Origin of the sequence: Micrococcus sp. H39-S4 (genome assembly GCF_027158145.1) — a bacterium.
Taxonomy (GTDB): domain Bacteria; phylum Actinomycetota; class Actinomycetes; order Actinomycetales; family Micrococcaceae; genus Micrococcus; species Micrococcus luteus.
Genome location: NZ_JAPVLT010000003.1, coordinates 47837 through 73633, shown reverse-complemented (window position 1 = coordinate 73633; position 25797 = coordinate 47837). Strand labels below are relative to the sequence as shown.

At 72.8% G+C, this 25797-nt stretch carries 22 protein-coding genes and 2 pseudogenes; 12 read left to right on the top strand and 12 right to left on the bottom strand.

All coding sequences use genetic code 11. The features are described 5' to 3' along the window. Positions 1 to 75: 75 nt before the first annotated feature. A pseudogene (locus O3T09_RS04150) lies at positions 76 to 1308 on the bottom strand (short-chain fatty acid transporter); the annotation flags it as partial. A 93-nt stretch (positions 1309 to 1401) separates the two neighbouring features. Here O3T09_RS04150 and O3T09_RS04145 point away from each other — a divergent pair. From O3T09_RS04145 to bioB, 4 genes and pseudogenes are all read left to right on the top strand, one after another. Continuing rightward, positions 1402 to 1607, top strand: a pseudogene (locus O3T09_RS04145) (transposase); the annotation flags it as partial. Positions 1608 to 1670: 63 nt separating this feature from the next. Continuing rightward, on the top strand, positions 1671 to 2264 hold the full coding sequence (locus O3T09_RS04140; protein ID WP_257997764.1) for a GNAT family N-acetyltransferase: 594 nt from the start codon (positions 1671 to 1673) through the stop codon (positions 2262 to 2264). A 110-nt stretch (positions 2265 to 2374) separates the two neighbouring features. Continuing rightward, positions 2375 to 2767: a hypothetical protein gene (locus O3T09_RS04135; protein WP_102708213.1), complete on the top strand. Its 393-nt coding sequence runs from the start codon at positions 2375 to 2377 to the stop codon at positions 2765 to 2767. 107 nt (positions 2768 to 2874) lie between these two features. Further along, positions 2875 to 4110 (top strand): biotin synthase BioB, encoded by a 1236-nt coding sequence (bioB, locus tag O3T09_RS04130; protein ID WP_144818608.1) that lies wholly within the window; start codon positions 2875 to 2877, stop codon positions 4108 to 4110. 66 nt (positions 4111 to 4176) lie between these two features. Here bioB and O3T09_RS04125 read toward each other — a convergent pair whose 3' ends face one another. After that, positions 4177 to 4728 (bottom strand): hypothetical protein, encoded by a 552-nt coding sequence (locus tag O3T09_RS04125; RefSeq protein WP_073116225.1) that lies wholly within the window; start codon positions 4726 to 4728, stop codon positions 4177 to 4179. Positions 4729 to 4864: 136 nt separating this feature from the next. Here O3T09_RS04125 and O3T09_RS04120 point away from each other — a divergent pair, with 136 nt between their 5' ends. After that, on the top strand, positions 4865 to 6154 hold the full coding sequence (locus O3T09_RS04120) for an adenylosuccinate synthase (protein WP_069941931.1): 1290 nt from the start codon (positions 4865 to 4867) through the stop codon (positions 6152 to 6154). A 128-nt stretch (positions 6155 to 6282) separates the two neighbouring features. On the opposite strand, the gene O3T09_RS04115 is transcribed toward O3T09_RS04120, so the two are convergent. Then, complete coding sequence (locus O3T09_RS04115; RefSeq protein ID WP_070708845.1) at positions 6283 to 8502, bottom strand: catalase; 2220 nt, start codon at positions 8500 to 8502, stop codon at positions 6283 to 6285. 170 nt (positions 8503 to 8672) lie between these two features. Between O3T09_RS04115 and O3T09_RS04110 the strand changes: the two genes are divergently transcribed. Then, a complete protein-coding gene (locus O3T09_RS04110) occupies positions 8673 to 9458 on the top strand; it encodes a carbon-nitrogen hydrolase family protein (RefSeq protein ID WP_043279483.1) in 786 nt (261 codons plus the stop codon). A 136-nt stretch (positions 9459 to 9594) separates the two neighbouring features. Then, on the top strand, positions 9595 to 10134 hold the full coding sequence (locus tag O3T09_RS04105; RefSeq protein ID WP_020624964.1) for a hypothetical protein: 540 nt from the start codon (positions 9595 to 9597) through the stop codon (positions 10132 to 10134). A 113-nt stretch (positions 10135 to 10247) separates the two neighbouring features. Here O3T09_RS04105 and O3T09_RS04100 read toward each other — a convergent pair whose 3' ends face one another. Next, positions 10248 to 10961, bottom strand: a complete 714-nt coding sequence (locus tag O3T09_RS04100; RefSeq protein ID WP_020624963.1) for an IclR family transcriptional regulator — start codon at positions 10959 to 10961, stop codon at positions 10248 to 10250. A gap of 150 nt (positions 10962 to 11111) precedes the next feature. Here O3T09_RS04100 and hutU point away from each other — a divergent pair, with 150 nt between their 5' ends. The 4 genes from hutU (at position 11112) to hutH (ending at position 17202) form a co-directional block, all read left to right on the top strand. After that, positions 11112 to 12809: a urocanate hydratase gene (hutU, locus tag O3T09_RS04095; RefSeq protein ID WP_020624962.1), complete on the top strand. Its 1698-nt coding sequence runs from the start codon at positions 11112 to 11114 to the stop codon at positions 12807 to 12809. A gap of 117 nt (positions 12810 to 12926) precedes the next feature. Beyond that, positions 12927 to 14303 carry a YjiH family protein gene (locus O3T09_RS04090; RefSeq protein WP_020624961.1) on the top strand — a complete coding sequence of 459 codons (1377 nt, stop codon included), beginning with the start codon at positions 12927 to 12929 and terminating at the stop codon, positions 14301 to 14303. Between the two features lie 50 nt (positions 14304 to 14353). After that, on the top strand, positions 14354 to 15559 hold the full coding sequence (gene hutI / locus O3T09_RS04085; protein WP_020624960.1) for an imidazolonepropionase: 1206 nt from the start codon (positions 14354 to 14356) through the stop codon (positions 15557 to 15559). A 29-nt stretch (positions 15560 to 15588) separates the two neighbouring features. Further along, a complete protein-coding gene (gene hutH, locus O3T09_RS04080) occupies positions 15589 to 17202 on the top strand; it encodes a histidine ammonia-lyase (RefSeq protein ID WP_020624959.1) in 1614 nt (537 codons plus the stop codon). 121 nt (positions 17203 to 17323) lie between these two features. Here the strand turns inward: hutH and O3T09_RS04075 are convergent, their stop codons facing one another. Both O3T09_RS04075 and O3T09_RS04070 read right to left on the bottom strand, forming a co-directional pair. Then, on the bottom strand, positions 17324 to 18634 hold the full coding sequence (locus O3T09_RS04075; RefSeq protein ID WP_060973915.1) for an MFS transporter: 1311 nt from the start codon (positions 18632 to 18634) through the stop codon (positions 17324 to 17326). Next, a complete protein-coding gene (locus O3T09_RS04070; protein ID WP_020624777.1) occupies positions 18631 to 19293 on the bottom strand; it encodes a flavin reductase family protein in 663 nt (220 codons plus the stop codon). The genes O3T09_RS04075 and O3T09_RS04070 overlap by 4 nt, the downstream gene beginning before the upstream one ends. A gap of 103 nt (positions 19294 to 19396) precedes the next feature. On the opposite strand from O3T09_RS04070, the gene O3T09_RS04065 reads away from it, so the two are divergent. Then, positions 19397 to 20074: a GntR family transcriptional regulator gene (locus tag O3T09_RS04065; RefSeq protein WP_020625716.1), complete on the top strand. Its 678-nt coding sequence runs from the start codon at positions 19397 to 19399 to the stop codon at positions 20072 to 20074. A gap of 39 nt (positions 20075 to 20113) precedes the next feature. Here O3T09_RS04065 and hutG read toward each other — a convergent pair whose 3' ends face one another. From hutG to O3T09_RS04035, 6 genes are all read right to left on the bottom strand, one after another. Further along, entirely contained in the window at positions 20114 to 21160 is a 1047-nt protein-coding gene (hutG, locus tag O3T09_RS04060; protein WP_020625717.1) for a formimidoylglutamase, read from the bottom strand. Between the two features lie 73 nt (positions 21161 to 21233). After that, positions 21234 to 21749, bottom strand: a complete 516-nt coding sequence (locus tag O3T09_RS04055) for a CoA-binding protein (RefSeq protein WP_020625718.1) — start codon at positions 21747 to 21749, stop codon at positions 21234 to 21236. 3 nt (positions 21750 to 21752) lie between these two features. After that, positions 21753 to 23081 carry an O-acetylhomoserine aminocarboxypropyltransferase/cysteine synthase family protein gene (locus tag O3T09_RS04050; protein ID WP_020625719.1) on the bottom strand — a complete coding sequence of 443 codons (1329 nt, stop codon included), beginning with the start codon at positions 23079 to 23081 and terminating at the stop codon, positions 21753 to 21755. Between the two features lie 225 nt (positions 23082 to 23306). Continuing rightward, a complete protein-coding gene (locus O3T09_RS04045; RefSeq protein ID WP_020624950.1) occupies positions 23307 to 24239 on the bottom strand; it encodes a hypothetical protein in 933 nt (310 codons plus the stop codon). A 206-nt stretch (positions 24240 to 24445) separates the two neighbouring features. Next, entirely contained in the window at positions 24446 to 24982 is a 537-nt protein-coding gene (locus tag O3T09_RS04040; RefSeq protein WP_041104447.1) for a metallophosphoesterase family protein, read from the bottom strand. A gap of 8 nt (positions 24983 to 24990) precedes the next feature. Further along, positions 24991 to 25797 carry a DUF1648 domain-containing protein gene (locus O3T09_RS04035; protein WP_063189893.1) on the bottom strand — a complete coding sequence of 269 codons (807 nt, stop codon included), beginning with the start codon at positions 25795 to 25797 and terminating at the stop codon, positions 24991 to 24993.

The following is a 25797-nucleotide window of genomic DNA, read 5'->3' as shown; positions in this document are numbered from 1 at the left end:
TGATGACAGGCGAAGGGCCCCGGTGATCCCGGGGCCCTTCGTCTGTCCTGCCCCGGCCGGCGTCGGCCGATCGGGTCAGAGCGAGACGAGCAGGAGCGTGCCGCCGAAGACGAGCCCCGACGCGAGCAGCACGACCGTGGTGTACCCCAGGATGTCGCGCATCTTCAGGCCGGCGATCGCCAGAAGGGGGATCGCCCAGAACGGCTGGATCATGTTGGTCCACTGGTCGCCGTAGGAGACGGCCATGATGGTGATGGCCGGGTCCACGCCGAGCGCGTCGCCGGCCTGGAGCATGATCGGGCCCTGCACGGCGAACTGTCCGCCGCCGGAGGGGACGAAGAAGTTCACGAGGCCCGCGGCCAGGAACGCCAGCAGGCCGAACGTCACCGGGTTCGAGATCGCCACGAAGGCGTCCGAGAGCACCGCCACCAGGCCGGTGGACGTCATCATGCCGAGGATGCCCGCGTAGAGGGGGAACTGCAGCAGGATCTCGCCCACGTTGGACGCGGCCGACTGGGTGAGGCCGATCAGCTCGTGCGGGCTGCGCACCAGCAGCAGGATCAGCGCGAGGAAGGACCAGTTGACGATGTCCAGGGTGAGGGTGCCGCCGCCGACGAAGTGCATCACCAGATAGACCACGAGCATGGCGCCCACGAGGAGCGTGGGGACACGGGAGGCGTCGAGGCGGTCCGCCGGCGTCTCGATCTCCGGTGCGGACACGGCGTCCTGGTCCCTCGCGTCGATCTCCAGCTCCACGATCCGGTCCCCGGTGCGCGGGGCGACGAGGAACAGGGCCAGGGCCACGACGAGCACGGTCACCACGACGGCGGTGATGTTCCACCAGGAGAAGGTGGTCTCCGAGACCGGAACCGTCCGGCCGTCCAGGCTCTCCGTGAGGAACGAACCGGGGGTGGCGGCCGTCAGCGGGCCGGAGCCCGAGTACCCCATGTGCCACACCACGAACCCGGAGAACCCGGCGGCCACCAGCATCGGGAAGTGCAGGACCAGCCCGCGCTCACGGGCCTGCGCCGCGACCTCCTTGGCCAGCAGCGCACCGACCACCAGGCCCAGGCCCCACGTGATGAGGGAGGCCGCTGCCGCCACCACGAACACGAAGATGTAGGCGGCCAGGGGCGTGCGGGGAATGCTGGCGAGCCGGGCGAGCAGGCGGCGCACCGGGCCGGTGTTCGCCAGGATGTGGCCGAGCATGAGAACGAGCGCCATCTGCGTGATGAACGCCAGCAGCCCGGACAGGCCGTCACCCCAGCCCACGACGACGTCGGCCGGCCCGGCCGGAGTGAGCAACAGGACTTCCTCTGTTGTGAGGCGGGCCTCGGCGCTGGAGATGGCCTAGGGCGTGTCTGAGAATGGCTCCAGGGACCCGCTGAGATCCGGGGAGCCATGTCCCGGTTGCACGTCGCCTCCGACGCCCGATCGGAGCTGATCGCCCCGCTGCTCCAGACCGCACGGGCCGGCAGGGTCGACCCTTCTCGAATGTCCACACGATGGTCGAAGCGATCATCTGCCGGTGCAGGTGCGGGACTCCGTGGCGGGATCTGCCTGAGGTCAACGGGCCCTGGCAGACCGCGTGGAGTCGGCATCGACGCAGGGTGTGGGCACTGGTCTGTCCGGAGGCTGACTCGAGGACTCTTGTTCGTACCCTGTCTGTCATGGCCACCCCTCTCCTGGAGCTCGCCGCGAGTCGAGGCGTCTGCTTCCCGCTGCGGGCCCGCCGGCTGACCCTCACCCCGTTCCGGGGTCTCGATGCGCCCGCCGTATGGGGCTTCTGCCGTCTCGAGCAGGTGTGGACGTGGACCTCCGGCCGCCCGGAGAGTGAGGACGCGCTGCGAGAGTCCTATCTCGCGGCGGGGGACCGCCTCACCGTGCGGGCCGGAGACGTCATTGTCGGTGTCGGGAAGGTCGCGGTGCAGGACGCGTGGAGTCAGGGCGGCCCGCGGGAGGAAGCCCGGGACGCCCAGGCCGAGCTCGGCTGGACGATCGATCCGCGCCAGGCGGGGCAGGGCTATGGCACGGAGCTTGCTCGAGCCCTGCTGGGCTTCGCGTTCGACGATCTGGGTGTGCGACGCGTGGAGGCTCATGCCTTCGCGGACAACGCCCCGAGCCTGCGCATCATGGAGAAGGTGGGGATGCGTCACGAGGGCACGTTCAAGGAGGAGTCTCTGCATCTCACGCGCGGCTGGGTGGATGGCGCCACCTACGCGATGCTCGCCTCGGAGTTCCATTCGCCCCTTACGCAGGAGTGATCCCGCCGGCCGGGACCGCATGATCTGCCGCTCCGCCTCCGGGGGCCGTGTGTCAGCATGGGGCTGTGAGCAGGGTGGGGAATGAGTGTGAGTGGCGGTGGCGCATCGGTGTGGCGTCTGCCCTGGTGGGCTCGGCCGGTGTGTTCGCGGGACTGCGGCAGGACCTGGGACTGGGCTGGGGTCTGACGCTGGTGGCCTTCACGGCCCTCGGAGCGATGCTCACCCTGCGAGGGGTGCATCACCGGGTCGAGGCGGAGCAGGCTCGCCGCAACGTGTTCTACGCCGGGGCCGGCTCCACCGCGTGGGTGATGCTGCTGATGGGGGCCGCGCCCGTTCCGGGGCTGGTGCTGAACGCGATCGACGACGCCGGCGTCCGGGCGGTCGGGGCCGGTCTGCTCGGCGCGGTGCTCACTGCCGCCGCCCACGGCATCCTCGCGGCGACGACGACGCTCGAGGAGCAGCCCCGGCCCGAGCCGGTCCCTCTGGACCGGCGCAGGCGCTGACGTCGGGGTCATGGCCCCCCGCTCCTGAACACTGTTCAATGAACACTGTTAGAGTCCCTCGGGTCAGACCCGCCCGGGGCCGAGCCCCGCCCACCGGAGAGGCCATCATGACCGCCACCCAGGACGCCCCCGCCGTCGACCCCCGCCCCGCCGCCCTCGACCCCGAGGCCCTCGTGGACCGCATCGAGGCGGGCCACCGCCTCACCGCTGAGGAGGCCGTCGCTGTGCTGGACGCCCCGGACGCGGACACGTTCCGCATCGTCGCGGCGGCCTCGCGCCTGCGCGAGAAGCACTTCGGCCGCACGGTCAAGGTCAACTACCTGGTCAGCCTCAAGACCGGCCTCTGCCCGGAGAACTGCACCTACTGCTCCCAGCGGCTCGGCACCGAGGCCGAGATCCTGCGCTACACGTGGCTCAAGCCGGAGGAGGCCGTCCGCCAGGCGGGCCTGGGCATCGCCGGCGGCGCCTCGCGCGTGTGCATGGTCGCCTCCGGCACCGGCCCCACGGATCGCGACGTCGACCGCGTGGCCGGCATGGTCGGCGACCTCAAGGCCCAGCACCCGGACGTCGAGGTGTGCGCGTGCCTCGGCTTCCTCAAGGACGGCCAGGCCGAGAAGCTCAAGGACGCCGGCGTCGACGCCTACAACCACAACCTCAACACGGCCGAGTCCCACTACGAGTCCATCTGCACCTCCCACACCTACGAGCAGCGCGTGGACACCGTGCAGCGCGCCGGCGCCGCCGGCCTGTCCTCCTGCAGCGGCCTGATCGCGGGCATGGGGGAGACGCACGAGCAGCTCGTCGAGGCCGTCCTCGCGCTCCGCGACCTGGACTCCGACTCCATCCCCGTCAACTTCCTCATGCCCTTCGACGGCACCCCGCTGCAGGGCCACCAGCAGCTCACCCCGCTCGAGTGCCTCCGGATCCTCGCCATGGTCCGCCTGGCCTGCCCGGACAAGGAGCTGCGCATCGCCGGCGGCCGCGAGATGCACCTGCGTTCCCTGCAGCCGGTCGGCCTGCAGGTGGCCAACTCGATCTTCCTCGGCGACTACCTCACCTCCGAGGGCCAGGACGCCGAGGCGGACCTGCAGATGATCGCCGACGCCGGCTTCACCGTGCTCGGCGCCGAGGAGCGTGCGCAGCAGGCCGCGGCCGACGACGGCGCCTCGGCCGGCGGCTGCTGCGGCGGCACGGACGACGCCGGCCCGTGCGGCTCCGGTGCGGCCGTCGCCTCGGAGGCCGGGGCCGCGGAGGACGCCCGACCCGACACGGGCGCCGAGGGCACCGTGAAGCCCGAGCTGCGCCGTCGGGGTGCGGGCACGGCCGAGCCCGCCAACGCCTGAACACGCCGTGACCGTGACGGTCAGCGCGTCATGTCGGCGCGCTGACCGCCGTCGTCGGGAGCGTGCTCAGCGAACGGCGCGGATCCGCCGCACCACGCACACCACGATCACCGCGAGACCGGTGAGCGCGCTGACGGCCACGAGGGCGAGGCCGCCCACGAGGCCGACGTCCATCGCGGTGCTCGTGCCGAGCAAGTCCATGAGCACCGGGGTCGTGGCGCCGGAGCCCGGGTGGTCGCCGCCGTCGGGGAAGATGATCGCGGCCAGCGCGAAGGACCCCCAGGAGATGCCCAGCAGCGTGTGCAGCAGGCGCCCCAGCCGGATGCCGCCCCGCTGCTCATCCTGCGGGTTCACGCGGGGCAGGAGGAACAGGCTCCCCACCATGAGCACGAGGACGAGTTCGTGGGGCAGGGCGCCGAAGACCATGTAGATGACCGTCATCCAGCCGTTCGCGCCGAAGTTGGAGCGCAGGGCGAGCGCGATCAGGGGCAGGGCGAGGAGGGCCAGCGCCCACGGCAGCACGGCCCAGGGGCGCCACGTGCCCACGCTCGGGCCCTTGCGGGTGGGGGTCGGGGAGGCGAACTCCGAGTGCTGGGTGCCGGGCGCTGCGGTGCTCATGGCGCCAGCGTAGCCAGAGGGTGGCATCCGTCACGCTGGTAGGATTCGGGGGTACGGCCTCCGTGCGCACCGCAAGGGGGCGTTTTCCATGTACGGGCCGGTCCGGGACGACCCACGGCCCTGAGGAGAGATGCAGATGCCAGCGATCGCGATCGTCGGAGCCCAGTGGGGCGACGAGGGCAAGGGCAAGGCCACCGACCTGCTGGGCGGGCGAGTGGACTACGTCGTCAAGCCGAACGGCGGCAACAACGCCGGGCACACCGTCGTCGTCAACGGGGAGAAGTTCGAGCTCAAGCTGCTGCCCGCCGGCATCCTCTCGCCCAACGCGGTGCCGGTGATCGGCAACGGCGTGGTGGTGAACCTGGAGGCGCTGTTCGAGGAGATCGACGGGCTCGAGTCCCGCGGCCACTCGTGCGAGCACCTGAAGATCTCCGCCAACGCCCACCTCGTGGCGCCGTACCACCAGACCATGGACAAGGTGACCGAGCGGTTCCTGGGCAAGCGCGCGATCGGCACCACCGGCCGCGGCATCGGCCCCACCTACATGGACAAGGTGGCCCGCCTGGGCATCCGCGTGCAGGACATCTTCGACGAGTCGATCCTGCGCCAGAAGATCGAGGGCGCCCTGCGGCAGAAGAACGAGCTGCTGGTGAAGCTCTACAACCGCCGCGCCGTCACCGTGGACGAGATCGCCGAGTACTTCCTGGGCTACGCGGACCGCCTGCGCCCCATGGTCGTGGACTCCGTGAACCTGCTCAACGACGCCCTGGACGAGGGCAAGGTGGTGCTCATGGAGGGCGGCCAGGCCACCTACCTGGACGTGGACCACGGCACCTACCCGTTCGTGACCTCGTCCAACCCGACCGCCGGCGGCGCGGCCGTGGGCGCGGGCATCGGCCCCACCCGCTTCTCCCGGACCATCGGCATCGTGAAGGCCTACACCACGCGCGTCGGCGCCGGCCCGTTCCCCACGGAGCTCTTCGACGAGATGGGCGAGCAGCTGCGCACCACCGGCGGCGAGTTCGGCGTGAACACCGGCCGCCCGCGGCGCACCGGCTGGTACGACGCCGTCATGGCCCACTACGCCGCGCGGATCAACGGCTTCACGGACTACTTCCTCACCAAGCTGGACGTGCTCACCGGCATCGAGAAGATCCCGGTGTGCGTGGCCTACGAGGTGGACGGCGTGCGCCACGACCGCATGCCCATGACCCAGACCGAGTTCCACCACGCGAAGCCGGTCTACGAGCACTTCGACGGGTGGACCGAGGACATCTCGGGCGCCCGCGCGTTCACGGATCTGCCGCTGAACGCCCAGCGCTACGTGGAGGCCCTCGAGAAGCTCTCCGGGTGCCGGATCTCCGCGATCGGCGTGGGCCCGGGCCGCGACCAGGTGGTCCAGGTCCGCGACCTCATCGAGGACTGACCCGGCCCGCCGCCCCGCCCCCGGCCCACCCCGGCCCGCGTTTTCGAACGTGAAAGAGGGCGAATGGGCGCTCTCGAACGTGAGATAGGCCCTATCTCACGTTCGAAAGCGCCCGGGGGTCCGCCGGGTCAGTCGGCCAGGCGGCCCGTCGTCGGGAAGCGGTCCCACACGCGGTGCGCGGGCAGCAGCTCCGTCAGCCGGCTGACGGCGGAGGCGCCGTCCGCCGCGGACTCGACGCCCTTGCCGGACACCTGGGCGGCCGCGAGGACGGCCTCCGCCGGCTCGAGGGCGAGGATCGCCTTGGAGTGGCGCCACATCTCCTGCAGCACCTTGACGACGCGCGGGTCCACCGCCTCGGAGTCGGCGGCGCCGGCCTTCTGGTCCAGGCTGGGGGCGGCGTCAGCGGCGGGGGCCGCCGGCGAGGCCACGACCACGGCATCCAGCTCGATGGACGCGGCGGTCAGGTAGGTCCGCTGGGCCACGATCTCCCCGGCCACGGGGCCGCCCTTCGGCGCGATGACCAGCGGGACCATGCCCGCACCGTGGATGCCCTGCACGAGGGCGTCCAGCTCCTTCTCGTCCACGGACTCGCCCACCACGACGCCGACCTGACGGCCGTCGAGCGGCCACGCCCCGCCGATCTGGGACAGCACGGGGGAGGGCTGCACGTCGGCCGGGGTCTCGGTCGGCGCGGGAACGGGGATGCCCAGGCCGTCCGCGACCTGCTGGGCCAGTCGCGTGTCGATCGCGGCGAGGTGGGCCAGCTGGCGCTCGCGGATGGTCTGCTCGTAGCACTTGCCCAGCTCGAACGTGTACGCCTGCGCCACGTGCTCGCGCTCCACCTCGGAGAGGGAGAGGAAGAACAGGCGCGCCTGCGAGAAGTGGTCGTCGAAGGAGGCGGCGTGCGCGCGCTCCTTCACCGACGCCGGCAGCGGCTCCGGGTGCTCGATGAACGCGTGGTCGTCCGCGGGGGTCTCGTACGGCAGGCCGCCGTCGAGCGAGTTGGGCCGGTACGGCGCCACGCCGCGATGCACGGCGCTCTGGTGGAAGCCGTCACGCAGCATGTCGTTGACCGGGGCGTGCGGGCGGTTGATGGGCAGCTGGGTCCAGTTCGGCCCGCCGAGGCGGGTGAGCTGCGTGTCCAGGTAGGAGAAGAGGCGGCCCTGCAGGAGCGGGTCGTTGGTGACGTCGATGCCGGGCACGAGGTTGGCCGGGTTGAAGGCCACCTGCTCCGTCTCCGCGAAGTAGTTGGACGGGTTGGCGTTCAGCGTCATGCGGCCGAGGGGTTGCACGGGGGCGAGCTCCTCCGGGACCAGCTTCGTGGGGTCGAGCAGGTCGATGCCCTCGAACATCTGCTCCTCGTTGTCCTCGAACACCTGCACGCCGAGCTCCCACTCGGGGAAGGCGCCGGCCTCGATCGCGTCGGCGAGGTCACGCCGGTGGAAGTCCGGGTCCATGCCGTTGGTGAGCAGCGCCTCCTCCCAGGTCACGGAGTGCACGCCGAGCATCGGCTTCCAGTGGAACTTGACCAGCACGGTGGAGCCGTCCGCCGCGATCAGGCGGTAGGTGTGGACGCCGAAGCCCTCCATCATGCGGTAGGAGCGCGGGATGCCGCGGTCGGACATGTTCCACAGGGTGTGGTGCTGGGCCTCGGTGTGCAGGGACACGAAGTCCCAGAACGTGTCGTGCGCGGACTGCGCCTGCGGGATCTCGCGGTCCGGGTGCGGCTTCACCGAGTGCACCACGTCCGGGAACTTGATGGCGTCCTGCACGAAGAACACGGGGATGTTGTTGCCCACCAGGTCCCACGTGCCCTCGTCCGTGTAGAACTTGGTGGCGAAGCCGCGGGTGTCGCGGGCCAGGTCCATGGAGCCGCGGGAGCCGGCCACGGTGGAGAAGCGGACGAACACCTCCGTCTCCTTGTCCTTGGCGAACAGCCCGGCCCGGCTGATCTTCGCGGCGGTGCCGTAGCCGCGGAACACGCCGTGGGCGCCGGCGCCGCGGGCGTGGACCACGCGCTCGGGGATGCGCTCGTGGTCGAAGTGGCTGAGCTTCTCCCGCAGGTGGTGGTCCTGCAGCAGGGTGGGGCCGCGGCGGCCGGCCTTGAGCGAGTGGTCCGAGTCCTGCAGGCGGACGCCGTGCGCGGTGGTCAGGTACGGGCAGCCCTGCGCGGCGGTCGCGGGGTCGGCGCCGGTGTCCTGGCCGGTGGGGGAGACCTGTGCCGGACCGCGCTGGTCCGGGGCCGGCGCGGCCACGGGCTGGTCCGGGTGGGTGAGGGCGGTGTGCTCCTCGAGGTCGGGGGTGATCGGCCCCGGCGTGCCGGGGATGTCGGGCTGCTGGGTGGTCATCGCGTCTGCTCCTGTGGTGTCGACGTGCCGCGCGGTGCCGCGCGGATCCGGGGCGGAGGACGACGGCGGCCGATGCGGGCCGACGTCGTGCCCGGCTTCCAGCGTGGCGGCTGGCCCCGGCGCTGACCAGGGCTGACGGCCACCGGCAGGGGCCTGGCTACCCTGGGGGCATGAGGATCAGCGTCGGACAGTTCGGGCCCGTGGGCGACGTCGAGGAGAACCTGGCCGTGATGGCCCGCCTCGCCGCCCGCGCCGCGGGCGAGGGGGCGGACCTCCTGGTGCTGCCCGAGGAGGCCATGCTCGGGGCCCGCGAGGTGGGGGAGGAGTTCCCCGACGCCGTCGCCGCGGCCTGGGAGCCGTTCGCCGCGGGCCTGGCCGCGCTGGCGCGGGAGCACGGGATCGCCGTCGTCGCGGGCGGCTACGAGCCGGGACCGGACCGGCGTCCCTACAACACGCTGCTGGCGGTGGGCGCGGACGGCGCCCGGCTGGGTGCGTACCGCAAGCTCCACCTCTACGACGCGTTCGCGCATCGCGAGTCGGACCGGATCACCCCCGGCGACGGCGGCGTCGCGGCGATCGAGCTCGGCGGGCTCCGCCTGGGCCTGCTCACCTGCTACGACCTGCGCTTCCCCGAGCTGTCCCGGCGTCTCGCGGTGGAGGGGGCGGACGTGCTCGTGATCCCCGCGGCGTGGTTCTCCGGCGAGCACAAGGTGGAGCACTGGCGCACCCTGCTCAAGGCCCGTGCGGTGGAGAACACGGTGTGGGTGGCCGCGGCGGACACGTGCTCGGACGGCACCGTGGGCCACTCGATGATCGTGGACCCGCTGGCGCTGCCCGTCGCCGAGCTCGCCGACGAGCGGGAGGCCGTGGTGACCGCGGAGGTCACCCGCGAGCGGATCGACGAGGTCCGGGAGTTCCTCCCCTCGCTCGCCAACCGCCGCACCGACGTCCTCTGAGCCGCCCCCGCCCGGCGGACGGGTCACCATTACCCCCTCGGGCTGGGAAAAGCCTAAAATCACGTCAGACGTGCAACCAGACGGGCGCCCTGGCGCCCGGAACGCGCCCCGCCCGGGGCGGGACGGGAGATCAGAGATGACCATCAACGCCGACGGCAGCCACGCCGTCCAGCCCCACACCGCGAACGCCCACACCGCCCCGGCCCGCCCCGTGCGCCACGCCGTGGTGGAGGAGGAGGTGCTCGAGCCGCTGCGCCCGGTGGACGGCTGGGGCTTCACCAACCGCGTCATCCTCCTCTCGGTGCTCGTCGTGATCATCGGCGACGTCGTGCGCGTGCTCACCGGCGGCCTGGGTGATCCGAACGGCTCCGTGGCGCTGGGCGAGACCGGCCGCGGCTGGGTCGTGCTGGTGCAGTCGTTCATGTTCGGCCTGGTGGGCGGCGCCCTGGCGGGCGCGGCCGGCTACCTGGTCGTGCTGCTGATGGGCGGGGCCGCCCGCTCCGTCGTGCGCTACGTGGTCGGCGGCGTGGTCGGCGGCTTCCTCGGTGCCGTGGGCCTGTTCGCGGTGTTCTCCAACACCGTCCTCTACGGGTCGGGCGTGCACCTGTTCTGGATGCTGCCGGTGGCCGGCCTGCTCGGCGGCCTCTGGGCGGGCGTCGTCTCCTCCCGCCGCTGATCCCGGACCCGGCGCCTCGGGCGCCGGGCACAGAGAAAGGCCCCGGTTCCGGCTCTCGCCGGGCCCGGGGCCTTCTCCGTCATCACTCGCACCTTCGATGAGGTGGCTTCAGCCTACGAACTCGCCTTGGGCTTTCCAGGGGAGTCGGCTGGGCTTTCCCTGGGAGTGTCCGCCGCCCCGAGCAGGTGCGCCAGCTCGTCGGTGGCGGCGACGAGGGCCGCCCCGCACCGGTCCGCCAGCTCGTCCGTGCAGCGGTAGGCCGGCACGAGTGTGCTGAGCGCACCGACCACCGTGCCCGCCACGCTGATGGGGGCGGACAGCGAGGTGACGTCCTTCTCCACGGAACGGGTGCGCAGCGTGTAGTCCCCCGCGGCCACGCTGCCGCGCAGGGCGTCGCCCACGGCCGTGCCCGCCAGGGGGACGGTGCGTCCGACCCAGTTCGTGTGGCGGACCGAGTGCGTGCCCTCCACGATCGCCAGGTAGACGGCGGAGTCCGGAGGGGTCGTCACCGAGAGGTAGACGGATTCGCCCGTGGCGGCCACGACGTGGTCCATCGGCCCGCGGGCCAGCTGCACGAGCGAGTCCCGGGAGAAGGCCCGCGCCCCGAGCTGGATGAGGCGCACGCCGGGGCGGTAGGCGCCGTCGTCGTCGCGGGCAACGAAGCCGGATCCCTCGAGGCTGCGCAGCAGGCGCAGCGCCGTGGACGCCGGCAGCTCCGTGGCGCGGGCGGCCTCGGTCAGGCTCAGCCGGGGCTGCTCGGTGACGGCGGCGAGCAGGTCCAGGGCCCGGTCCACGGTGCGCGTCGAGGCGGTGGGGGTGGTGGTCATGAGAGGGAGCGTAACGGGTGCGGGACGCGCGGATCGGGCTTGCGCGTGAGCCGAGTCACTGTTTCAATGTTCGGAAAGTGCATGCCGAGCCGTGAAATCACCGGGGCCACCCGTCCCGGCGGCGCACGCACCCCGTCGAGAGGAACTGCCATGGCCGTGGGCTTCACCCAGCACGACCCGTCCCGCACCATCCGCGCCCCGCGCGGCACCGAGCTCTCCGCCAAGTCCTGGCAGACCGAGGCCCCGCTGCGGATGCTCATGAACAACCTGGACCCCGAGGTCGCCGAGCGTCCCGAGGACCTCGTCGTCTACGGCGGCACCGGCCGTGCGGCCCGCTCCTGGGAGGCCTACGACGCCATCGTCGCCACCCTCAAGGACCTCGAGGAGGACGAGACCCTCCTGGTGCAGTCCGGCAAGCCGGTGGGCGTGTTCCGCACCAACAAGTGGGCCCCGCGCGTGCTGATCGCCAACTCCAACCTGGTGGGCGACTGGGCCGACTGGAAGACCTTCCGCGAGCTCGAGGCCGAGGGCCTGACGATGTACGGCCAGATGACCGCCGGCTCGTGGATCTACATCGCCACCCAGGGCATCCTGCAGGGCACCTACGAGACCTTCGCCGCGATCGGCCGCAAGCGCTACGACGGCTCCCTCAAGGGCACCCTGACCCTCACCGGCGGCTGCGGCGGCATGGGCGGCGCCCAGCCCCTGGCCGTCACCCTCAACGGCGGCGTCTGCCTGATCGTGGACGTCTCGGAGGACCGCCTGCGCCGCCGCATGGGCAAGCGCTACCTGGACGAGGTGGAGACGGACATCGACAAGGCCGTCGAGCGCGTCATGCAGGCCAAGCGCGACGGCGAGGCCGTCTCCGTGGGCCTCGTGGGCAACGCCGCCGAGGTGTTCCCCGAGCTGCTCGAGCGCCAGAAGGCCGGCACCGTCGAGATCGACATCGTCACCGACCAGACCTCCGCGCACGACCCGCTGTCCTACCTGCCGATCGAGATCGACGAGAAGGACTGGCACGCCGAGGCCGAGGCCGACCCGGACACCTTCACCAAGAAGGCCCAGGAGTCCATGGCCCGCCAGGTCGAGGCCATGGTCGGCTTCCAGGACATCGGCGCCGAGGTGTTCGACTACGGCAACTCCATCCGCGACGAGGCCCGCAAGGCCGGCTACTCCCGCGCGTTCGAGTTCCCGGGCTTCGTCCCGGCCTACATCCGCCCGCTGTTCTGCGAGGGCCTCGGCCCGTTCCGCTGGGCCGCGCTCTCCGGCGACCCGGAGGACATCCGCGTGACCGACGAGGCCCTGAAGGAGCTGTTCCCCGAGAACGAGCACCTGCACCGCTGGCTCGACGGCGCCGCCGAGTTCGTGGAGTTCGAGGGCCTGCCGGCCCGCATCTGCTGGCTGGGCTACGGCGAGCGCCACAAGGCCGGCCTGCTCTTCAACCAGCTCGTGGCCGAAGGCAAGGTCAAGGCGCCGATCGTGATCGGCCGCGACCACCTCGACTCCGGCTCCGTGGCCTCCCCGTACCGCGAGACCGAGTCCATGCTGGACGGCTCCGACGCGATCGCCGACTGGCCGCTGCTCAACGCGCTGACCGCCACCTCCTCGGGTGCCACCTGGGTGTCGATCCACCACGGCGGCGGCGTCGGCATCGGCCGGTCCATCCACGCCGGCCAGGTGGGCGTGGCCGACGGCACCGAGCTGGCCGCGGCCAAGCTCGAGGCGCTGCTCACCAACGACCCGGGCATGGGCGTCATCCGCCACGTCGACGCCGGCTACTCCCGCGCCGCCGAGGTGGCGAAGGAGCGCGGCGTCCGTGTGCCCATGGAGGCCACGATCCGGGACTGACCCCGGTCACGTCGTCGGACGACGACGGTGCCGCCGCGCCGTCGCCGTCCGACGACTTCACCGCCGCGAGCCGGACGGGCGTCCGCCCGTCCGGCTCGCGATCGAAAGGACACCACGATGGACTCGTCCCGCCCCGCAGACCACGAGCTGCACACCGACACCACCGCGATGGCCGCGATCGAGGCCGACGCGCCCCGCCCGCCGGCGCGCTGGCGCATGATCGTCTACTCGGCGATCGGCATCGTCATGTTCTTCGTGCCCGTCACGATCAACGGGGCGAGCTCCATCCCGCTGGACCACCTGGTGACCTGGGTGCGCGGGCTGCTCGGCCCGGCCGACCGCTGGGTGGGCCTGGCCATCATCGCCGCCGGCGCCGTGTACCCGTTCGCCTCGGGTCGCTGGCGGACCAGCACCACGCGGGCGGTGTTCGCGTTCCTCGCCGTGCTCGGCCTGGTCGCCTCGGCGATGGTCGTGTTCGGCGTGGGCCCGAGCTGGATCCTGGACAAGAGCATCGGTCCGTTCCTGATGGACAAGCTCGTGGTGCCCGTGGGCCTGATCGTGCCCATCGGCGGCGTCTTCCTGGCCCTCGTGATCGGCTACGGCCTCATGGAGTTCGTGGGCGTCTACCTGCGCCCGGCCATGCGGCCGATCTGGCGGGTGCCCGGCCGCGCCGCCGTCGACGCCGTGGCCTCCTTCGTGGGCTCCTACGCCCTGGGCCTGCTGCTCACCAACCGCATGTACACCAGCGGCCGTTATACGGCCCGCGAGGCGGCGATCATCGCCGCCGGCTTCTCCACGGTGTCCGCGACCTTCATGGTGATCGTCGCCAAGACGCTGGGCCTGATGGACATCTGGCTCTGGTACTTCTTCGGCACCCTCCTGGTGACGTTCGCGGTCACGGCCATCACCGTGCGCATCCCGCCGCTGAGCCGCATCCCGGACGAGGTGTACCCCGGCGCGGTGCACTCGCCCGAGCTGGCCGTCACCCGGGACCGCTTCCGGGTGGCCCGTCGCGCCGCCGAACAGACCCTCGCCGAGGCCCCGTCCCTGCCGAAGAACATCTGGGTCAACTTCCGGGACGGCCTCGTGATGGTGCTCCAGATCCTGCCCTCCATCATGTCCGTGGGCCTGATCGCCCTGGTCCTGGCCACCTACACGCCCGTGTTCGAGTGGATCGGCGTGATCTTCTACCCGCTGTTCTGGGCGCTGGGCTACTCCGATCCCGGCCTGCTGGCCTCGGCCTCCGCCACCTCGATCGCCGAGATGTTCATCCCGGCCACGATGGCGGCCGGTCACGAGGACCTCGTCGCCCGCTTCGTGATCGGCGTCGTCTGCGTCTCCGCGATCATCTTCTTCTCCGCGGTGGTGCCTGCCATCCTGGCCACGGACATCCCCATCCCGCTGTGGAAGCTCGTGGTGATCTGGGCCGAGCGTGTGGCCCTCACCATCCTGCTCGCCACGCCGGTCGCCCATCTGGTCGCGGCGCTCACCTGAGGCCCACCCCACCGCCCCACCCCCCGTCCGTCCCGCAGAGAGAGGCCCCCATGCGCTCCACGCTCATCACCGACATCGCCGAGCTGACCACCGTCGACCCCGAAAGGCGGGTGCTCACGGACGCGGCCGTCGTCGTCGAGGACGAGCGCATCGCCTGGATCGGCGCCGCCGCGGACGCCCCGGACGCGGACGACCGGGTGTCCGTGGGGGGCCGCGCCGTGCTGCCCGGCTGGGTGGACTCCCACACGCATCTCGTGTTCGACGGGGACCGCTCCGCCGAGTTCGAGGCCCGCATGGCCGGGGAGTCCTACGCGGCCGGCGGCATCGGTGTGACCACCTCCGCCACCCGTGCCGCCTCGGACGACCGCCTGGCCGAGCTGGTCCGCGGCCGGGTGGCCGACGCGGTGGCCGGCGGCACCACCTACCTCGAGACCAAGACCGGCTACGGGCTCACCGTGGAGGAGGAGGCCCGCCACGCGCGCCTGCTGGCCGGGCTGCGCGAGGAGGGCCTCGTGGACGAGGTGACCTTCCTCGGCGCCCACCTCGTGCCCCCGGGCCGGGACGCGGAGGACTACCTCGACGACGTCGTCGGGCCGATGCTCGAGGCCGTGCGGGAGCACGCGGGTTGGGTGGACGTGTTCTGCGACACCGGCGCCTTCGACGCCGAGCAGACCCGCCGCGTGCTCGCCGCGGGCGTGGCGGCGGGACTGGGCGTGCGCCTGCACGGCAACCAGATCGAGCAGGGCCCGGGCGTGGGCGTGGCCGTGGAGTTCGGCGCCGCCTCCGTGGACCACGTCAACCACCTCTCCGACGCGGACGTCGAGGCCCTGGCCGGCACCTGGACCGGCTGGGACCGCGCCTCGGCCACCGGCACGCCCGGCACCGTGGCCGGCTGCCTGCCGGCGTGCGACCTGTCCACCCGCGCCCCGCTGGCGCCCGCGCGTCGCCTGCTCGACGCCGGCATCGAGGTCTCCCTGGCCTCGAACTGCAACCCGGGCACCAGCTACACCACGTCCATGAACTTCAACGTGGGCACCGCCGTGCTGCAGATGCACCTGACCCTCGCCGAGGCCGTGCGCGCCGCCACCCTCGGCGGGGCCATCGGCCTGCGGGCGCAGGACCGCGTCGGCAGCCTCGAGGTCGGCAAGCGCGCCGACCTGCACGTGCTCGACGCCCCCGCCGCCATCCACCTGGCCTACCGCCCCGGCATGCCGCTGACCCATGCGGTCTGGCGCGCGGGCCGCCGGGCCGTCTGATCGACCGACAGCAAGGAGAACGCATCACCATGACCACCCCTCCCGCCACCGTCACGCTCGGCACGTCCGGGGCCACCCTGGACGACGTCGTCGCCGTGGCCCGCCACGACGCCCGCGTGGTGCTCGCCGACGACGTGCTCGAGACCGTCGGCGCGGTCCGCCGCCACGTCGAGGCGCTGGCCGAGGCCGAGACCCCCACCTACGGCGTCTCCACCGGCTTCGGCGCGCTCGCGGACAAGCACATCCCGCTCGAGTCCCGCGCGCAGCTGCAGAAGTCCCTGATCCGCTCCCACGCCGCCGGCATGGGCCCCGTGGTGGAGCGCGAGGTCGTCCGCGCGCTGATGTTCCTGCGCGCCACCACGCTGGCCTCCGGCCGCACGGGCGTGCGCCCCGTGGTGGTCGAGACCTTCGTGGCCATGCTCAACGCGGGCATCACCCCCGCCGTGCGCGAGTTCGGCTCGCTGGGCTGCTCGGGCGACCTCGCCCCGCTCTCCCACGTGGCCCTGGCGCTGATGGGCGAGGGCGACGTCGTCGGGGCGGACGGTGCGCTGCGTCCGGCCCGCGAGGCGCTCGCCGAGGCCGGGATCGAGCCGGTCGAGCTGCGGGAGAAGGAGGGCCTGGCCCTCGTCAACGGCACCGAGGGCATGCTCGGCATGCTGATCATGGCGCTGGCCGACCTCGAGGAGCTCGCCGACACCGTGGACCTCACCGCCGCGATGTCCGTGGAGGCGCTGCTCGGCACCGACCGCGTGTTCGTGCCGGAGCTGCACCTGCCGCTGCGCCCCCACCCGGGCCAGGCGACCTCCGCCGACCGGATGCTGAAGATCCTGGCGGGCTCGCCGATCGTGGCCAGCCACAAGGAGGGCGACTCCCGCGTGCAGGACGCCTACTCGCTGCGCTGCGCCCCGCAGGTGGCCGGCGGCCTGCGCGACACCCTCGCGTACGTGCGCACCGTGGCCGAGCGCGAGCTCGCCGCCACCGTGGACAACCCGGTGGTGCTCGACGACGGCCGGGTGAGCTCGAACGGCAACTTCCACGGGGCGCCCGTGGCGTACGTGCTGGACTTCCTGGCCATCCCGGTGGCCGACGTCGCCAGCATGTCCGAGCGCCGCACCGACCGCATGCTGGACCCGGCCCGCTCACACGGGCTGCCCGCGTTCCTCGTGGACGACCCGGGCGTGGACTCCGGCATGATGATCGCCCAGTACACGCAGGCCGGGCTCGTCTCGGACATGAAGCGTCTGGCCGTGCCCGCGTCCGTGGACTCGATCCCGTCCTCCGCGATGCAGGAGGACCACGTCTCCATGGGCTGGCACGCCGCCCGCAAGCTGCGCTCGGCCGTGGAGAACTTCCGCCGCGTGCTCGCCGTCGAGCTCGTGGCCGCCGCCCGCGCGATCGAGCTGCGCGCCCCGCTGCAGCCCTCCGCCGCGACCGGTGCCGCCGTCCGCGTGATCCGCGAGGCCGGCGTCCCCGGCCCCGGCCCGGACCAGTACATGGCCCCGCAGCTGGCCGCCGCCGAGCAGGCCCTGCGCGACGGGTCCGTGCTGGCCGCCGTGGCGGAGGCGCTCGCGGGCGTGTCCGCCGATGCCGAGCCGCAGGACCTGGCCAAGGAGTCCGAGGGCGCCGAGGCCGAGGGGCACTGACGCCGCAGAGCGGTCAGAGGCCACAGAGTGGTCACGACACGCCGCGTGCGTCTGCACGAGACGGCGTGTCGTGACCACTCTGTGTGCGGAGGGGGCGGCCTGCGGGCCCGGTCGCCCCGGCTCAGGCCGCCAGGTCCACGTCCTTCGTCTCCTTCATGAACAGGCCGGTCAGGCCGGTGAGGCCGCCGACCACCATGAGGTAGATCGGGAACGCGCTGGCCCACCCCTGCGCCGTCAGCCACGTGATCAGGTACGGCGCCGTGCCGCCGAAGATCGCGGTGGCCAGCGAGAGCATGGTGGCCACGCCCTTGGCGCGCACCGCCGTGGGCAGCACCTCGGACCAGACGGCGCCGTTGACGCCGAACAGCAGCGCCACGGCCAGCAGGGCGATGGTCTGCACGAGCAGGAACGAGGCGAAGGTGCCGTCCAGCATGCCGAACAGCGGGAACGGCAGCACCACGAAGAGCAGGCCGAAGGCGATGACCAGCGGGCGGCGGCCGATCCGGTCGCCCAGCAGGCCCGCCCCGAGGATGGCGGCCAGGAAGATCACCTGGGCCAGGAGCGAGGCCGAGAGGGTGGTGGACTTGTCCATCTGATGGGCCACCTGCGCGTGCGTGGGCAGGTAGATCAGCCACGTGTAGAACATCAGGGAGCCGCCCGCGGAGACCAGGAAGATCGTCAGCAGGCCGCGCCACACCGCGCCCGGCTCCCGGCGCGGGGCGTCGTCGGCGGTGGGCACCACCTGCTGCGCCGCCGTGAAGTGCTCCGACTCCGTCAGGCTCCGTCGCAGATACAGCGCGTAGAGGCCGAGGACGCCGCCGATGCCGAACGCCACGCGCCAGCCCCAGGACGCCACCTGCTCGTGGGAGAGCAGCGTGTTGATGGCCAGGCCCACGAGCGTCGCCAGGATCGTGCCCACCACCACGGACACCCACGACGTCGCCCCGAACAGCCCGCGCCGGCCCTGCGGCGCCCGCTCCACGAGGTAGGTCACGGAGGTGCCCATCTCGCCGCCGTGCGCCAGGCCCTGCAGCAGGCGGGCGACGACGAGGATCACCGAGGCGAGGACGCCCACCGTGCCGTAGGTGGGGGTGAAGGCGATGATCAGGCTGCCGAGCGCGGTGATCATCATCGCCGCGAAGAGGCTGCGCTTGCGGCCCACCCGGTCCGCGTAGGCGCCGAACACGTAGCCGCCGATGGGGCGGGCGACGAAGCCCACCGCGAAGACGGCCAGGGTGGCGAGCAGCTCGGAGGTGGGGTTGTCCGCGTGGAAGATCTGCGCCGCGAAGACCGGGGCGAAGATCGTGTAGACGTTCCAGTCGTACCACTCCAGCGCGTTGCCGAAGTTCACGGCCAGCATGTCCTTCAGGCTCCGGGGGCAGGCCCCGGGCACGGGAGCGGGCCGGGCCGCGCCGGTGGCCGCGGTGCTCATGCCCGTCCCTCGAGGCCGGCCTGGGCATCGCCGTCGGCGCCGGGCACCCGCATCTCGAAGGTCTCCCGCACCACGGTGTAGTCGAAGTAGCCCAGGCGGGCGATCGGCTGGATGCGCGGGATGTCGAGGCGGCCGTCGGCGGTGATGACGTCGTCGTCGATGTGGATGGTGTCCACGTGGGCGAAGACCACGTCGATGGTGCCGACGTTCGAGTCGCCCTTGATGCGGTGCGTCGAGTGGTAGCGGCACTCGAAGCGCACGGGGGACTCGGCGACCATCGGGATGGGGTGGTTGTCCGCGTAGACCTTGGTGACGCCGTGCTCGGCGATGCGGTCCCACTCGCTCTCGCCCGGCTCCAGGGCCATGGCGGAGACGTTGACGGCCTCGCGCAGGTCGTAGGTGGCCATGTTCCACACGAACCAGCCGGTCTGCTCCGCGTTGAGGACGGTGTCCTTGCGGCGTCCGTCCGGGTACTGGTTCGCGGAGAACATCACCATGGGCGGGTCGAAGGTGAGGTTCTGCCACTGGCTGTAGGGGGCGATGTTCTCCCGGCCGTCCGTGCTCACGGAGGACAGCCAGCCGATGGGCCGCGGCACGGTGGAGCTCTTGAAGGGGGAGAAGGGCAGGGGGTTGGCCTCGTGCTGCGGGCGGTACTTCATGAGTCCTCCATGTGACGCCGGTAACAGGATGTGGGTCACGCTACGCCGCATATCCCGGATATATCAAACGGATTGGGGGCAGATGACTGCCTACGCTGGGCCCATGAACAAGTCGGAGGAGGCCTACGCCCGCCTGACGCAGAAGATCGAGACCGGGGAGCTGCCACCGGGCGCCATCCTCAGCGAGGCGGACCTCATCGACGCCGCCGAGACGGGGCGCACACCCCTGCGCGAGGCCGTGCAGCGCCTCATCCGAGACCACTGGCTCCTGGCCGGTGGGGGACGGGGACTGCAGGTGCCCCCGATCTCCGTGGACGACCAGCTGGAGAGGCTGGAGGTGCGGCGGTCGCTCGAGGCCCTGGCCGTGGGACTGGCCTGCGCGCGGGCGGACGAGGAGCAGCTGGCCGCCGTCGCGGCCCACGTGCGGCACCTGCGCACGGTGGAGGACCTGCCGGCGTACGTCGCCGCCGTCGGGCGCTCGCACGAACTCCTGCGCACGATCGCGAACAACCGCTATCTCGCCGACTCCCTGGTCCCGCTCCAGGGGCTCTCCCGGCGGTTCTGGCTCGCCACCACGAAGGGCCTGCCCGACGAGGTCGAACGCGGCCGGGCGTTCTACGTCCCGGCGCTGGAGGCGGTGACCCGGAGGGACGCGGCAGGAGCCCGGGCCGGGGTGCTGGCCCTGCACGACTTCCTGGCACGCTCGGCGCTGGACTACGCCGCCCGACGCGCGGCCCACGGCAGCGCCGAGCCCCCAGCCCCGTGGGCAGCGGGGCACTGACGCGCGCGGCCCCCGCGCCTGAACGGACCCCCGCCCGCCTCAGGCCAGCAGCGACGCGTCCGTCCGGTGACGGCTGACGATCGTGTGGATCAGCCGGGCCGCGGCCTTCGCCGTGCGGCCGTCCACGTCCAGGGCGGGGTTGAGCTCCACGACGTCGGCCAGGGCCAGCTTCCCGGACTGGGTGGCCTCCAGCGCGCACGCGTGGATCACCTCGTACGGCACGCCGAAGCCGGCCGGTGCGCTCACCCCCGGGGCGACGGCGGCCGGCAGCACATCCAGGTCGATCGTCAGGTAGAGCACGTCCACGGCGTTGATGAACGAGCGCACCCAGCGGCGCACGCCGGTGACGTCGGCGGTCTGGGCCTGCTCGTCGGTCACCCACGTGACCCCGCGTTCGCGCGCGGTGTCGAACAGGGCCCGGGTGTTGTTTGCCTCGCTGATGCCCACCACCGCGTAGGAGAGCTGATGCTCCGCCCCCTCGGCGTCCCGCAGCGCCTGCAGGAACGGGGTGCCGGAGCTGGGCCGCGGCGCCTCGCGCAGGTCGAAGTGCGCGTCCAGGTTGAGGATGCCCACGCGGGTGCCCGCGCCCACGCGCGTGGAGCCGGTCAGGCCCGTGATCGATGCGTAGGCGGTCTCGTGTCCGCCGCCGAGCACCACGGCCAGGTCGTGGGCGTTCAGCAGCCCGCTGACCACCGTGCCCAGCTCGGCCTGGCCCGCCTCGAGCTCGCCCGGGGCGTCGTCGTCTCCGCGGTCCACGGACACGTCGCCCGCGTCCACGAGCGCGCCCGTGCCCTCGAGATACGCGAGCGAGGCGAGCGCGCCGCGCAGCGCCTCCGGGCCGTCCTCGGCGCCCACGCGGCCGTGGTTCCGGCGCACGCCCTCGTCCGAGGCGAAGCCGATGAGCGCCGTGGACCGCGCGCCCGACGTCGGAGCACCGGCACCGGGGTGGCGCTGCGGCGTCGTGGGCTCGCCGCGGCCGTCGGCGGGGCGGACGACCTGGTGCCAGCGTAGGTGCTCGGGGGCGTCGCCGTCGGTGCGGCCGGTCCAGGCGGAGGAGAGGGACGAGGAGGGGAGCTCGGAGGTCATGGGACCATCCCACGCCATCGACGGCGGGTGCGCAACGCGGGCCGGACGACGCCCGACACGGGGCGTCGTCCGCCTAGCGGTCCAGTTCCTGGCGCCGCGAGCTGATCACGCCGGTGACGAAGCCGGCGAGGTTGAGCCCGCCATGGAAGCGGGCGTGCTCGATCTTCACACAGCGGTCCATCACGATCTCCAGGCCCGCGGCCCCGGCCTGACGCGCGGCGTCCTCGTTCCAGATGCCCAGCTGCAGCCACACGGTCCGGGCGCCCACGCGGGCGGCGTCCGCCACCACCTCGGGGGCGTCGGAGGACTTGCGGAACACCTCCACGAGGTCCGGGATGACGGGCAGGTCGTCCAGCGAGGCATACACGCGGTGGCCGAGGATCTCCTTGCCGGCCGCGGCGAGCACGGGATTCACGAAGTAGACGTGGTACGTGGTCGAGCTCAGCAGGTACGTGGCCACGAAGTACGACGCGCGGGCCGGCTTGTCCGAGGCGCCGACGATCGCGATCGACCGGGTGCGCCGCAGGATCGCCAGGCGCTCGGGGGCGCCGGGGCCGGTCCAGGTGCGCTCGGGGTGGGTGGTGCTCATGGCTCAGGCCTCCTGCTCTGCGGGGACGACGGCGCCGTCACGGGTGCGGCCGGTGGCCTCGGTCAGGGCCTGGTCCAGGTCCCAGAGGATGTCCTCGAGGTCCTCGATGCCCACCGAGATGCGGATCAGGTCCGCCGGGATGCCCGCGGCCACGAGCTGCTCGGCGGTGAGCTGCTGGTGCGTGGTGGAGGCCGGGTGCAACACGAGCGTCTTCGCGTCGCCGATGTTCGCCAGGTGGCTGGCCAGCTGCAGGGCGGAGATGAACGCGGCGCCGGTCTCGCGGCCGCCGACCACACCGAAGCTGAACACCGAGCCGACACCCCGGGGCAGCAGCTGCTGCGCGCGGGCGTGGTGCGGGTGGTCGGGCAGGCCGGCGTAGCGCACCCAGGAGACGCGCGGGTCCTCGTCCAGCCAGGTGGCGACGGCGCGGGCGTTGGCGAGGTGGGCATCCATGCGCGGGGCCAGCGTCTCGACGCCGATCATCAGCTGGAACGCCGACTGCGGGGCCAAGGACGGGCCGAAGTCACGCAGCTGCTCGGAACGCAGCTTGGTGAGGAACCCGTACTCGCCGAAGTTGCCCCACCAGGACACGCCGCCGTACGAGGGCACGGGCTCGGTCATGGACGGGAACTTGCCGTTGTCCCACGGGAAGCGGCCGGACTCCACCACGACGCCGCCCAGAGTGGTGCCGTGCCCGCCCAGGAACTTGGTGGCCGAGTGGATCACGATGTCCGCACCGTGCTCGATCGGCCGGATCAGGTAGGGCGGGGTGAGCGTGGCGTCCACCACGAGCGGGATGCCGTGCCGGTGGGCGACGTCGGCCAGACCCGGCAGGTCCACGACGTCGCCGGAGGGGTTGGCGACGATCTCCGTGTACACGGCCTTGGTGTTGTCCTGGATCGCGGCCTCGAAGTCCGCGGCCTCGGTGGAGTCCACGAAGGTGGTCTCCACGCCGAAGCGGCGCAGGGAGACGTCGAGCTGGGTGATCGTGCCGCCGTACAGCTTCGAGGAGGCCACGATGTGGTCCCCGGCCCCGGCGAGGGCCGCGAAGGTGATGAACTCGGCGGCCATGCCGGACGCCGTCGCGACGGCGCCGATGCCGCCCTCGAGCGTGGCGATGCGCTCCTCGAACGCCGCGACCGTGGGGTTGCCGATCCGCGAGTAGATGTTGCCGTACTTCTGCAACGCGAAGAGGTTGGCGGCGTCCTCGGCGGACTCGAACACGAAGGAGCTGGTCTGGTGGATCGGCACCGCACGGGAGCCGTGGACGGCGTCCGGGACGGCGCCCGCGTGCAACGCCTGGGTGCGGAAGCCGAACTCGTGGTCAGCCACGGGGGTCCTTTCGATGGAGGCTTCGGGACAGTCCGACCCATTGTCCCGGGCGAGGCGCGCCGAGTGCAGGGTGGGCGCGTCGCAGAGCGTCACGCGGGGCCGGCCGGTGGCGTGCAACGCGGGTTGAGTTATCACCGGTTACGCGGGCCTGGACCCGTGACAACTCAACCCGCGTTGGTCTGGACCCGTGACAACTCAACCCGCGTCGGGACGGGCGGGGGCGGATCAGCGCGTGCGGGCGAGCCGACGCCGGACCAGCCCCACGATCCGCCCGAACCCAGCGCGCTGGTCCTCCCAGGTGCAGCGCAGGGTCGTCCATTCCCGCTCGAGGCAGTACGCGTCCCGACGGGCGTCCCTCGCCTGCTGCTGAGCCGTGCGGTGGCCGGCGCCGTCGTACTGGAGGGCCAGGCGCGCCCCCCGGTACCCGAGGTCCACGACGGGCGAGGCCGGGTCGGCCGGGTCGACGGCGACCTGCAGCTCCGGCTCCGGCAGCCCGGCCCGGATCAGCGCGAGCCGGAGGAAGGTCTCGGGCGGGGAGTCGGCCCCGACGCGCACCTCGGCCAGCGCGGCACGTGCGAGACGGACACCCGGCCGGCCACGGCAGCGGGCGAGCACCTCCGACAGCCCGGGCACGGTGGCCACGGGGTGCGCCCGGCCCGTCGGCGTCCACGGCGGACACACCAGGTGGTCGCCGGCCGCGATGAGCCAGTCCACCTCGTGGGGGCGGAGCATCCCGGCGAGGTCGAACCAGGTGCGCGCCGCCGTCGTGACGCGCTGGCCGTCGGGAAGCTCGAGCACGTGGTCGGAGGGCAGTCGCACCCGGTGGCTGACGACGCCGCCCAGGTCGGTCCGGTGCGTGCGCGCGGACCGGTCGAAGGTCAGGTGCAGTCCGGCTGGCCGCGTGAGGCGGGGCGGCAGCGGCAGTCCGTGCCAGAGGGCGGCAGAGACGTGGGAGACCACCCCGCCCGTGAGGCGGACCAGCGCGGCCGCGCCGTCCGGGGCGCACGGGTCGGGGATGCCCGCGGTGTGCACGCCGCGGCAGATCCGGGCGAGGTCTGCCGCGAGGGTGCGGCGCCACGGCAGGCCGGCGGCGTGCAGCTCGGCCGTCGTGAAGGCGCCCGCGGCGAGGGTGGACGGCAGGGGCGTGCGCGCGGTCATGGGGTGAGCCTGCCGCCCCCGGGCCCTGCGACGGACCGGACCGACGCGCCCTGGGGAGGGCCGCCGTCGTCGTGGTGGCTGTGCAGGAGCGGCCGACCCGCCGGACACGGCGGCCCCGGCGCGACGCGGGTTGAGTTATCACGGGTGCGCGCCGCCTGGACCGGTGATAACTCAACCCGCGTTGCGGGGAGCGGCCGGCCCGTCGGTCACGGCGTGCGGTCCACGGACACCAGCTCCACGTCCTCGAGCCGTCCGTCCCGCGCCACCGCGCGCATCAGCGTGCACACCGGCTGCCGTCGCCGGTCCGTGCAGGAGCCGGGGTTGAGCAGCCGCAGGCCCGGGTTCGCGGTCTCCGGGCCGGCCACGGTGTCCCACGGGATGTGGCTGTGCCCGAACACCAGCACGTCCGCGTCCGGGAACGCCGCGGCCATGCGGCGCTCGCGGCCGGCCGCCGGGCCCGTCTCGTGGACCATCGCGATCCGCACCCCGCCGATCTCCACGCGCGCCACCTCGGGCAGCCGCGCCCGCAGCCCCGGCCCGTCGTTGTTGCCCCACACGCCCACCAGCCGGGCGGCCCGTGCGTCGAGGTCGTCGAGCACGTCCTCGGTCACCCAGTCGCCGGCGTGGAGCACGACGTCGGCCCGCGCCACCCCGGCCCACACCTGCGCGGGCAGGGCGCGGGCACGCCGCGGGATGTGGGTGTCGGCGATCAGGAGCAGGCGGACGGCGACGTCGTCGGACACGGTCCGCCTCACCGCGCGGCGAACGCGCCGAGCCAGAGCGCCAGCGGCAGGCCGACGATGAACACCGCCACGAATCCGCGCACCAGCCACCGGCCCGCCGGGGTGGCGAGGTTGACCGTCACACCCACGCCGTAGCCGGGGCGTTTGGCGGGGAAGACGGCCGGGTCCTCGGGGTCGCGCTTGAGCCCCAGGGGCGTCCACACCTCGTCCTCGGCGAGCTCCGCGGCCGTGGGCCGGTGCCCGAGGTCCGCGGCGACGCGGTCCGCCCAGCGCGTCCACCGCCGGGTGCCGGCCCGCATCGCCGGGAAGATGCCCACCATGAGCACGGTCAGCGTGAGGGGCAGGAGCCACCAGGCCATCGTCCACGCCCCGGCGGCGAGCACCTCGGCCGTCGTCGGGGCCAGCACCAGCACGATGAGCACGCACGACCACCCGAGGCACGCCTGGACCCCGCGGTGCACCCCCGGCTGGCGCACGCGCCGCCACGGGGACAGCCCCGGATCCATGGGAACCAGGGCAGTGACCATCGCGGAGACCAGGGCCAGGAACCCCGTCATGCCGAGGCCGATCAGCGGCCCCGTCGCCACCGTGCCGAACGAGGCGTCCTCCCACGCATCCGGTCGCCCGTCGACGCCCCAGTGCGTGGGCACGCGCTCCGGCAGGCCCGGCAGGGCGACGAGGGCCCACCCCAGCAGCGCCAGGCACAGCGCGGCCGCGAGCAGGAACGGCAGCCACGGACGCAGCCGGCCACGGCGCAGGGCGGCGCGCTCGGCGGCGGGGACGTCGGCGGGGACGGGATGGGGCGGGTGGGTCAT